This is a genomic window from Agriterribacter sp. (assembly GCF_035444585.1).
GTDB lineage: Bacteria > Bacteroidota > Bacteroidia > Chitinophagales > Chitinophagaceae > Agriterribacter.
Map to the genome: position 1 here is coordinate 1 of NZ_DAOMOZ010000173.1, position 10,808 is coordinate 10,808.

The following is a 10,808-nucleotide window of genomic DNA, read 5'->3' on the forward strand; positions in this document are numbered from 1 at the left end:
ACTGATAAGCAATCATTTATGACCGCACTAAATTTGAAGGGGACAAGTCAGGAGATCTATTTGAAAGATGCTGATTTATATTCTCTGAAGTTTAACTAAGACAGGAGCGCACCCATATAATTTAATTTATTATAGTGTATGATTTTTCAGCAAAAATCCAATGCGTCTGATGCTGCTATTGCAAGGGCCTTTTGCGACTTTGTTCCTGAGGAGATCTTTGATATCCATATGCATACCTATCATTCGGCTCACTTTCAGAAAGAAATATCTTTTTTAAAGGTATACATAAGCTGGGTTGTGAAGATCACCGGAGTTATTTAACACGTCATATGCCGGTAAATAAATTGCATGGACTGTATTTTGGAATGCCGGGGAAACACGATGATCGTGATGCTATGAACAGGTATACGCTGGATGATGTAAGGGATCATGGAACAGATTTAAGCAGGTCGTTAATGGTGGTTTCTCCCCATGACGACGTAATGAAGGTTGCGGATCAATTGAAACAAAATACCTGTTGTGGCATAAAGGTATATCACTGTTATGCAGACAGGAAGGATACTATGAATGCGGAAATAGCAATATATGCTAAGGCCATGAGCAATGGAGTACCGCTTGCAACTGTGGCAGGAAGTGATAATGTGATGACTGCTGCTGATGAAAGTTTCATTTCGTCCAGTTACCGGACTGATGGCATAGGCACTGCTGCAGCACTAGCCGTATTAGAAAAGATGGAAAGTGAAAATATATTTGATGCTGTATGGGCAAAAGGGGTAGCGCTGCAGGAGCAGTTGCGTGAGATTGCGATGAAGTATGTTTCCTGTGGCCTTGTTGTAGGAGGAATGCCGGCATCGCCTACTTTTACTTTTACATCCTCTTATGCTGCTGCCAGGAAACTAAGATGCAGGAGGAAGGTTTCCTGGTGGCAGGGATTTTTTATTTAATGCATGCACATAAAGAGAAGCATTTGCAGCGGTTCGTAGAATGCTTCGACCGGTCACTACAGTTGATAGAGAAGTCTATTGAGTCGGGAATAATAGGAATGGATAATAGTAAAGCCTTTCAGCAAGGGTTTACCCGGCTGGCATAAAGTCCCGAATAGCTGATTATTAATACAGATTGATGCTTATGTTTAAATTGCTTCAGGTATCTTCCCCTGCCTTATCCTTGTTAGATTGGATCGTATTGCTTATCTATGGAGCCGGTATGCTGGGTATAGGCTGGTATTACCAACGAAAAAATAAAACAAAAGAAGAATACCTGCTGGGAGGTAGAAAGATGAAATCTACATCTGTCGGCATCTCCCTTTTTGCGACATTACTGAGTACATTAAGCTATTTAACCTATCCCGGAGAAATGATACAGCATGGACCCATCATATTTGCCGGGTCTTTGGCTTTTCCGCTTGTTTATTTTATTGTTGGCTGGTGGATCATACCCGCCATCATGAAAACAGGTGTTACCAGTGCTTACGAAATACTGGAGCAGAAATTAGGATTGTCTGTACGGTTGCTCGGCACCGTTATGTTTTTGTCGCTGCGTTTACTATGGATGGCCACCATCATCTATGTAACCGTAGATGTGGCATTATATTCCGTTATTCAGTTCAATAAGGCTTATGTACCGCTGATAGCGGCGTTGCTTACCGTTGTTACTATTATTTATACAACAATGGGTGGACTAAAGGCTGTAGTGGTTACTGATATTATTCAATCTGCTATTTTTTTAGGAGGAGCTTTGCTAAGCGTTATGGTTGTTTGCTGGCATTTTGGCTCGGTAAGCGCTATAATCCCTGAACAATGGCCGCAACATTGGAATACATTTAAGATCGGTTTTGATCCTTTGCAAAGAACGACCATGGCTAATGCAATGTTGTCTGTGTTGGTATGGTATGTTTGCACTAATGGCTCAGACCAGATCGCGGTACAGCGTTACCTGGCAACGCCTGATGTAAAAGCCGCCAGGCGTTCTTTTAAGATCGCGTTGATGTCGGATGTTTTTGCCTCCACGTTGCTCGCACTGGTAGGCCTATCTATGTTAGCGTATTTTACCAATAACTCCTCGTTGTTAAATGGGAAACCAATAGTGAATCAGGCTGATACATTATTTCCACGTTTCATTTTAATAGGATTGCCTGCCGGAGTATCGGGGCTGGTAATAGCCGGGCTGCTGGCCGCGGCAATGTCAAGCTTGTCTTCGGGATTAAACAGTGTTTCTTCTGTTGTGTCGGAAGATCTGATCAGCCGGTTTCGAAAAAATGCCCGGAAAGAAGATGCTTTACGACAAATAAAGCGACTTTCCTTGGTGACAGGGATTGTTATTTTATTGCTGAGCTTTATCATTGCCAGAGTACAGGGCAACCTGCTTGATGTAATTATGAAGGTTGTCAATCTTTTTGTAGCTCCGCTGTTTGTGCTCTTTTTTATGGCATTATTTGTTCCTTTCGCAACGAAAAGAGGCACTTTTTTAGGCGGGATCTTAGCTGTGGGTATAGCCGTTGCTATAGCATTCTGGGAAATGGGAGGCATTACCGTACTTTGGATTATGCCTGTATCACTCATGATAGGAGTGGTAGGAGCAATGTGTTTTAGTGTGATTGACCGCTCAATAAAAAGAAGGCTTCCTGTATAAATATGCCGATCGATTGCAGTAAGATTGTTTTTATATTTTTCAAATACTACCCTGATGCGTTTAATAACCGTATTATTTCATTTGTTATTCTTTATGTTGTTTGTAACACGCGTTCTGTCACAAAGCAATTATTCAGATCTCACTGGTCCGTGGGAGCTTATGGTTGACGATTACCTGATTGATCATAAAGAGAACGTTGTACGACAGTATCATCCTTTTGTAAAGTATGGGAATAATCCTGTACTGACAGCAGATCAACCATGGGAGGGAACAACAAGTTACTTATATGGTACGGTTCTGCCTGAAGATCCTCCGGGAAAAGGCTACAGGATGTGGTATCACGCCTGGAATGGCGAGTATACTAATCTGTATGCCGTAAGTGCTGACGGCGTTCACTGGCAGAAACCGTCTCTTGGGTTAATAAACTTTCAGGGGACCACACAAAACAATATTTTTCTGAGACGAACAAAGGAGGATCATCTTCCCCAGGTTATATATACGCCCTGGGAAAAAGATACGTTAAAGAGATATAAGCTGATCAACTATGATTACGGAAGAACTTCTCCTGATCATCTGATCAGTGGTTTCTGGGGAGCATACTCTTCCGATGGAGTTCATTGGAAAGACGTATACAGGAATCCTATTCTTAAAGATCCCGGCGATGTCGGCAATTTTAACTGGGATCCGCATAGCCGTTCGTATATAGGATATCCTAAAATATTTGCCCCTGTTAGCGGGTTTAACAGGCGTTGTGTTGGTTATACTGCTACAAAGGATTTTGAACAATGGCCGTCGGCTCAGCTGATCCTGGTACCTGATAGTACAGATGATCATTGGGTAACAACTCCCGGGCAACGTACGGAATTCTATGGGCTGAGCAGTTTTGCGTATCAATCTGCCTATTTGGGATTTCTATGGATATTCCATATTACCGATGGCAACAATGATGGTCCTATATATTGTGAACTTGTAAGCAGCAGGGACGGTATCCGCTGGACCCGGCAGGAAGCCGTTAACGGGGTGAGAATCCCAATCCTGCCGGTAGGAAAGGCAGGTTCCTGGGACCAGGGAATGGTATTTTCCACGAATCATCCGCTTGTAGAACACGACACGGTAAAATTATGGTACGGCGGCTCAAATATTACGCATGCTTCCAATAAACAGGGGCGTTCCGGGGTTGGTATTGCCACTCTTCCTAAAGACCGTTTTGTATCGCTTGATGCAAAAGGAAAGCAGGGGATCATTACTACCAGGGTACTGAATAATTTAAAAGGTAATTTATATATAAATGCAGATACCAAAGCTGGGCAGATACAGGTGGAGGTATTGGATGCATCGGGAAATGTACTGCCGGGTTATGAAAGAAGTGCTTGTACAATCAAAGGGAAAGATAATATAGAAATCCTCGCAAGTTGGAAAGGAAAAAAATTACCTTCTGCAGCGTTGCTGAAGCTGCGGTTCATTTTAAAAAATGCCTCCTTGTTTGCCTTCCGGGGAGACAGCATAGTAAAACCCGGATCACCGGATACTGTTTTGAGCATACAACCATTTAAGGATGCTATGGTTTTCAGGCCGGTTGCCGAAGGAGCTTATCGTCCCGTTGAAATCACCGGCTCCTCTTTTTTAGGACCAGGATTTACCCTTTCTGCAATGGTTAAACCAGCCGCAGCGAAACAAATGAGGCTGTTCAGCAATTACCGCGGGAGCGGACCCTTCGTAACGGGAGAGCTGGTAGTAGACTTTGATCCTTCCGCCCAATCAATGCCGGGATGCAGGTTTATTGTAAATGGGCAAAGCGTAACTTCCGGTCCCGTAAATTTCAGAGATGGAAAATATCACCAGATTGCTGTTACGTATGATTACGGCAGGGTAGTGCTTTACTTTGATGGTAGCCCTGTAGCTGCTAAGCAACTGGACGCCGGAGCCGCACATTTGTACAGCGACAGAAGTGTAAAAGCTTATTTCGATTTGCCTGGCGCTTTACATGAAGTGGGCATATACCTGGGAAATGATCTGGTAATAGGAGGTGATCGAACCGGTGATTTTACTACCTACAAGTATACGTCTAAAGCCGCTGATGAAGCATTGATGGAAGGTGTGATAAAAGATGTATTGGTTACTACTGAAGTACTCTCTTCACAACAAATTTTACAGCGTTGGCATAATACCCTGCCACTTTAATAAGATAGTATGCAGATCCAGCATGATAGTAGCAAAGTTATTTATAGATCAGGGGTAAATTGAACAGACATTTGAGAATCAAAGAAAACATGCGATCAACGGGTAAGAAAAGAGAATGTATGTGATATGCTTAATAAAAGAACTATAATAATCATAGGAGCAGGTGTAACGGGGCTGAGTACAGCTTACAGGCTGGCGAAAAAAAAAGCCGGGAAAATAATTGTTTTTGATAAAAGAAAAACAGGAGATGGTTCCAGCAGCCGGGCCGCAGGTATCATTACAGGATTGCTTTGGAGCAAAACAGGTATTGAAGCGAGGAAAGTTGCGTTGCGATTATTCCGTGAATTGTCTTCTGAATTGAACGGCTATCGTTTTCAGGATGTTGGTACGCTCAATTTGCTGGACCAGCAATCCTGGGAGCAAAGAAAGTTGTTATTGCCGCTGTATGAGCAATGCGGGGCACCTTTTGAAATCCTGACGGAAAAGGAGATGCGTACACGGTGGACTGATCTTTGCCCTTCCGGCGAGCTGGTAGGGCTTTTTGATCCTTTGGGCGGATACAGTGAGCCCGAAGATTACCTTGCAGCGCTAAAAATGGCCTGTATTAAATTGGGTGTTGATATCAGGGAAGAGGAACCGGTTAAAGACTTTGTATTACGCTCGGGAAGCATAGCTGGTATTATAACAGAGCGCGGCTTGATTGAAGCAGATGCGGTGATAAGTACTGTATATGGATGGACGAATGTTTTGTTTTCCAGGCTTGGTCTGAAGCTGCCTGTAAAAACAGTAGTGCATCAACGTTATGTTACAGAACCACTGAAGAAAATGATTCATATTCCTGCGGTAAATGCCGATCCTTTTTATGGTTATTGCAGACCGGCAGCAGGTGGGCGGTTACTGTTTGGAATTGAAACGTCCGAGAGGGAAGAATGGCGGGTTTCGGATATGGATTTTCGTATTGACGATCTTTTACGGTCGCCGGACCCGCGTTATACAGAAACTGTGCTGAAAGAAAAAATAAGAGACAATTTTTCTTCTTATTTCCCACCGATAAAAGATCTCCGGTGGGAAAGTTCAAAAACGGGGCTGCTTACTTTCTCCATGGATGGAGAACCGATACTCGGTCCTGTGGCTGAAGTGCCGGGTTTATTTGTAGGTGTAGCCTTTCACTCCGGCGGTTTTGCTTATAATCCTGTATCAGGACTGCTCCTGGCAGAATTAGCTACAGAAGGGAAAACGTCTGTCAACATTGATGCGTTCTCACCCTCCCGTTTCAGCAACGAACAAACAGAGAAATACCTTGCGGAAACTGTACAGCAAAAGAACGTTGCAAAAAGAAGGCATTAATACAGGCATTATGACTGGAGAACTTTAATGGATTCCTGACCAGTTGGAAAAAATGTTTAAATAATATCTCCAATGAAAATTATCAACAGGGGGATCATTCCCACCCCCGGTCACCACCGTTTCAGCAGCAATACATTTCCCTGCATACAGAAGCTTCCTTCCGGCCGGTGGCTGGCGGCATTTAAGGCTTCGGAAAAAAAAGGAGATTGTGAATTTATGCATGCTGTTATCTGCTGGTCGGATGACAAAGGAATTTCATGGAATGCACCTTTTGAGCCGGTAAAGTTGCCGGATATAAATGGAGTGCCGGGGCAAAGCAGGACAGCCTATTTTTTACCACTGGGTGGTACAAAGGTCCTGATGGTGTTGAACTGGGTAGACTGTTCGGATACTTCGCTGCCTTATTATGATCCTGCCGAAGAAACCTTAAAAGACACTAGGATTTTTTATTGTTTCTCAAATGATGATGGAGCTTCCTGGTCCGAGCCACAATTGATGACAATAGAGGGCATTAATGCACCTATACCATTAACCGGTCCGCCATTGCTGCTTAAAGACGGAACAATTATTTGCCAGTTCGAAATTAACAAAGCCGTAGGTGATCAAAGTGAGTGGATACATCGTTCTGCCATGATTTTTTCCTACGATGGCGGCAATACTTGGAAAGACCCGGTGATGGTTACGGAAGAAAAGAATATGTACTATTGGGATCAACGTCCGCAGGTGCTGGCAGATGGGATTTCCATTATTGATTTTTTCTGGACACTCAACGGCGTAACCAACCAGTATAAGAACATTCATGCACGACAGAGTGAAGATGGAGGAAAAGCCTGGAGCGTACTTTGGGATACCGGTGTATATGGACAACCGGGGCAACCCGTTGTCTTGGAAGATGGGAGACTGATGACGATTGATATTGACAGGTCGGTAAAACCGGTTATTACAGCGAGGATAAGTAAAGATATCCGGGATGGGTCTGATGCATCGCTGATCGTGTATGAAGCCAATTCAGGTAAACAGGACAGTAAGGATATCAGTATGAATGATGCGTGGGCGGAAATGGTACAATTTTCTGTAGGGCATCCTTCCTTGCTCTGTCTTGGGAATAATGAGGTGTTGGCTTATTACTACGCAGGTAATGCTGCGGATACAACTGATATAGCGTTTGTCCGGATTTTGGTATAGGGCGTTGAATCATTATTTATAAGAAAAACAATTAAAATGTCTAACAAGCGATTTTCTTTTTTCTTTATCCTGTTGGTTTTAACAACTCCTGCTTCTTTCCTGTTTGCGCAAAAGGCAAAGGAAATTGTTGACATAGGTTCCCGCAGAGAAATGTTTGTTGACGAATTTATGATAGAAAGTTTGAGTGGAAAAGCGCAACGGATTTTACATCATCCCGAACCTAAAGAAGTGGCCATTGCACATGATCAGCCATGGGAAGGCAATACATGTGGTTATCATAGCTTATTCAAAGATGGCGGTATTTACAGGATGTACTATCGTGGCTCTCATATCGCAACTACCAAAGAAAGCCTCAAAGAAGCACATCCCTTCTATATCTGTTATGCTGAAAGTGCTGATGGAATATCCTGGACTAAACCGGAACTGGGCATATATGAGGTAAATGGCTCTAAAAAGAACAATATCGTTATCATGAGTGGTAATATCGCCGGCGTAGCATTGAAAATGGGAGACAATGCATCCATGTTTAAAGATCTTAATCCTGATGCGCCGGCTGATGCCCGTTATAAAGCGTTTGTGTGCTCCAGTGATCCCGGGGGATTATTCGCTTTTAAATCAGCGGATGCTATTCATTGGTTACCCATGGCTGATAAACCTGTGATTACAGAAGGTGCATTCGATTCCCAGAATGTGGGTTTTTGGGATAGTGTTAAAAAAGAATACAGAGCCTATTGGCGATATTTTAAAAATGGTAAAAGTGAAAATACGCTCACGGCCGGAGGGGTCAGGGCTGTACGCACTGCCGTATCAAAAGATTTTATACACTGGACCGATTTGAAAGACGTTACTTATGATGATACCATGAGAATTGAGCTCTATACCAACCAGGTGAATGCATATTACAGGGCCCCTCATATTTTATTGGGTATCCCTACCCGTTATATTGAGCTGGGTTGGTCTTCTTCAATGCGTGCTCTTCCGGATCTTCCGCATCGGGAGTTGAGAAGTAAGCACAATTTACGCTATGGTACGGCGCTTACAGATGCAATGTTGATGACCAGCAGGGATGGCTCTTCTTTTGACAGATGGAAGGAAAGCTTTTTCCGGCCCGGGATAGAAAGAACGGGTACCTGGAATTACGGGCATCAGTATATATGCTGGGGAATTGCTGAAACCAGATCAGATCTGCCGGGCGCTCCAAATGAAATGTCTTTCTATTCAACAGAAACCTCGTGGACAAATGAAGCCCGGACCAGTGATCTGAGACGCTATACAATGCGTCTTGATGGCTTTGTATCGGTCAATGCGCCAATGTCCGGTGGAGAAATCGTTACACGGCCATTTCGGTTTAAAGGCAGTAAATTATCAATCAATTTTTCAACTTCAGTAGCTGGTGCTGTTAAGGTAGAAATACAGGATGAAAAAGGGGTAGCTATTCCGGGGTTCGCTTTGAAAGATATACAGCCGGTGTTCGGCGATACTATTGAACGTATTATTGAATGGAAAGGAGGAAGCAATTTGGGGGCTTTATCCGGAAAGCCTATCCGCCTGCGTTTTGTGCTTCATGATGCTGATCTGTATTCGTTCCATTTTTCTGATTGATCGTTTACAATTTAAAAAGTAACATATATGAATGAACAATACCCGAAATCGCTGAAGTTGTCTTTTGATAAAGACGGCTACGTATACCTTCCCGGTTTTCTTTCGCCGGAAGAAGTAAAGAGCCTGAATGCGCAGTTGCAGCGTTTCATTGCGGAAGGCATATCCGCTATGTCGGCCGCACATTATTTCTATGAAGATAAGAACGATACCACTACCTTAAAGCAAATGCAGGATCTTGAAAAATATGATCCTTATTTTAAAGCCCTGGCAGTTGACAGCAAGTTTGAAGCGATCGCCAGGACCTTGCTGGATGAGAATGTTGTTTGTAAAACAGTAGAGTATTTTAATAAGCCGCCAAAGATCGGTAAGGCAACACCGCCGCACCAGGACGGATATTATTTTATGCTCAACCCCCAGCAGGCGGTTACCATGTGGCTGGCGCTGGAAAAGGTAGATGAAGAAAACGGGTGTGTGAGGTATGTGAAGGGTTCACATCTCAAAGGCATGCGTAGGCACGGGCGTACTTCCACCCTCGGCTTTTCACAGCAGATCGTTGATTTTGGAACAGAGGAAGATATGAAAAATGAAATAGCATTCCCTGCCAGTCCGGGCGACCTGCTGGTGCATCATTCCCTCACCATCCACCGGGCGGGCGCCAACACCACCGCCAACAGAACAAGAAAGGCAATGGGGCTGATTTACTGGGGAGAATCGGCCAAAGAAGATAAGGTGGCAAAGGAAAGATATATGGAGCAGTTGGCTAAGGAAAGAGAAAAAATGTGATGCGATGAGCAGTGGGCTGCCAGTCATCGGCTACCATTTCTTATTTTGGGTTTCTACGTTTGAAATTGAAGAAACAAACATCGACGAAAGGCACTAAATTTAACCGTAGTAATTTTTGTATACCAAACGGGTGATTTTATAATGAGACAAATAATTGGGGCAATAAGTTTTTTGATTTTGGTATCAGGAGCTGATCCCCTAATAGCACAGGAAGCCGTGTCAGATATTGATATCAAAGACCTATCTGTCCGTGATCCGTATATTGTTGCCCATGAGCCCACCCAAACCTATTACCTGTATAAGGCTTCAATGGTTACCGGCGAAAACGGCAAACCCGTGAGTGGGGTGGTAGCTTACAGAAGCAAGGATTTGAAAACATGGAGAGGACCCTATATCGTGTTTACGATGCCGCCGGATAATTGGATCACGGGAGCTGTGTGGGCTCCTGAAGTGCATTATTACAAAGGCAGCTATTATTTGTTTGCCACTGTCAATTCAGATATTGAATGGAAGAAACAGAGAGAGGGCTTTCCTGAATATACGTTCAGGGGAACCCAGGTTTTTCATTCGAGAAGTCCTGATGGGCCTTTCCTGCCATTTAAAGACAAAGAACCGCACACGCCAATGGACCGGATGGCACTTGATGGTACCTTGTGGGAAGAAGACGGCATTCCCTATATGATCTATTGCCATGAATGGGTGCAGATAGGAGATGGCACAATGGAACTGGTGCAACTGGAGCACGACCTGTCGCGACCGGTGGGGGAATCCCTCACGTTGTTCAATGCTTCCGCCGCGCCGTGGTCTACCGGCAATGCACAGAAAGATGGCACCACCACTTATGTAACCGATGGCTGTTTTTTGTATCGCACAAAGGCTGATAAGCTTTTGATGATATGGTCCAGTTTCAAAAATGGTAAGTATGCCATTGGAATTGCATCGTCCACCACCGGAAAGATCAGGGGACCCTGGGTACAGCAACCCAACCTGTTATTTGAGGAACATGGCGGGCATGGCATGCTGTTTAAAACATTTGAAGGAAAGCTGATGCTTACATTTCATGGTCCGAACAGTCCGGC

At 43.9% G+C, this 10,808-nt stretch carries 9 protein-coding genes; all 9 read left to right on the plus strand.

Features of this window, described 5'->3' with window-relative positions:
• The first annotated feature begins 138 nt into the window (after positions 1 to 138).
• Entirely contained in the window at positions 139 to 321 is a 183-nt protein-coding gene (locus tag PLH26_RS16280; RefSeq protein WP_324587087.1) for a hypothetical protein, read from the plus strand.
• Positions 322 to 329: 8 nt separating this feature from the next.
• Positions 330 to 944: an aminotransferase class III-fold pyridoxal phosphate-dependent enzyme gene (locus PLH26_RS16285; protein ID WP_324587088.1), complete on the plus strand. Its 615-nt coding sequence runs from the start codon at positions 330 to 332 to the stop codon at positions 942 to 944.
• A 184-nt stretch (positions 945 to 1,128) separates the two neighbouring features.
• Positions 1,129 to 2,631, plus strand: coding sequence for a sodium:solute symporter family transporter (locus PLH26_RS16290; RefSeq protein WP_324587089.1), 1,503 nt, complete (start codon positions 1,129 to 1,131; stop codon positions 2,629 to 2,631).
• A gap of 54 nt (positions 2,632 to 2,685) precedes the next feature.
• Positions 2,686 to 4,812: a LamG-like jellyroll fold domain-containing protein gene (locus tag PLH26_RS16295; protein WP_324587090.1), complete on the plus strand. Its 2,127-nt coding sequence runs from the start codon at positions 2,686 to 2,688 to the stop codon at positions 4,810 to 4,812.
• Positions 4,813 to 4,938: 126 nt separating this feature from the next.
• Complete coding sequence (locus PLH26_RS16300) at positions 4,939 to 6,159, plus strand: NAD(P)/FAD-dependent oxidoreductase (protein WP_324587091.1); 1,221 nt, start codon at positions 4,939 to 4,941, stop codon at positions 6,157 to 6,159.
• Positions 6,160 to 6,231: 72 nt separating this feature from the next.
• Entirely contained in the window at positions 6,232 to 7,344 is a 1,113-nt protein-coding gene (locus PLH26_RS16305) for a sialidase family protein (RefSeq protein WP_324587092.1), read from the plus strand.
• A gap of 36 nt (positions 7,345 to 7,380) precedes the next feature.
• Positions 7,381 to 8,946 carry a glycoside hydrolase family protein gene (locus tag PLH26_RS16310; protein WP_324587093.1) on the plus strand — a complete coding sequence of 522 codons (1,566 nt, stop codon included), beginning with the start codon at positions 7,381 to 7,383 and terminating at the stop codon, positions 8,944 to 8,946.
• 27 nt (positions 8,947 to 8,973) lie between these two features.
• Complete coding sequence (locus PLH26_RS16315) at positions 8,974 to 9,729, plus strand: phytanoyl-CoA dioxygenase family protein (RefSeq protein WP_324587094.1); 756 nt, start codon at positions 8,974 to 8,976, stop codon at positions 9,727 to 9,729.
• A 141-nt stretch (positions 9,730 to 9,870) separates the two neighbouring features.
• Positions 9,871 to 10,808 (plus strand): glycoside hydrolase family 43 protein (locus PLH26_RS16320; RefSeq protein ID WP_324587095.1); only part of this gene is annotated, 938 nt, incomplete at its 3' end.

Bases quoted from the DNA above. Each gene is read 5' to 3' on its own strand.
- PLH26_RS16300 (WP_324587091.1), top strand. From the start codon at position 4,939: ATGCTTAATAAAAGAACTATAATAATCATAGGAGCAGGTGTAACGGGG.
- PLH26_RS16305 (WP_324587092.1), top strand. From the start codon at position 6,232: ATGAAAATTATCAACAGGGGGATCATTCCCACCCCCGGTCACCACCGT.
- PLH26_RS16290 (WP_324587089.1), top strand. From the start codon at position 1,129: ATGTTTAAATTGCTTCAGGTATCTTCCCCTGCCTTATCCTTGTTAGAT.
- PLH26_RS16315 (WP_324587094.1), top strand. From the start codon at position 8,974: ATGAATGAACAATACCCGAAATCGCTGAAGTTGTCTTTTGATAAAGAC.
- PLH26_RS16285 (WP_324587088.1), top strand. From the start codon at position 330: ATGCCGGTAAATAAATTGCATGGACTGTATTTTGGAATGCCGGGGAAA.
- PLH26_RS16295 (WP_324587090.1), top strand. From the start codon at position 2,686: ATGCGTTTAATAACCGTATTATTTCATTTGTTATTCTTTATGTTGTTT.
- PLH26_RS16280 (WP_324587087.1), top strand. From the start codon at position 139: ATGATTTTTCAGCAAAAATCCAATGCGTCTGATGCTGCTATTGCAAGG.
- PLH26_RS16310 (WP_324587093.1), top strand. From the start codon at position 7,381: ATGTCTAACAAGCGATTTTCTTTTTTCTTTATCCTGTTGGTTTTAACA.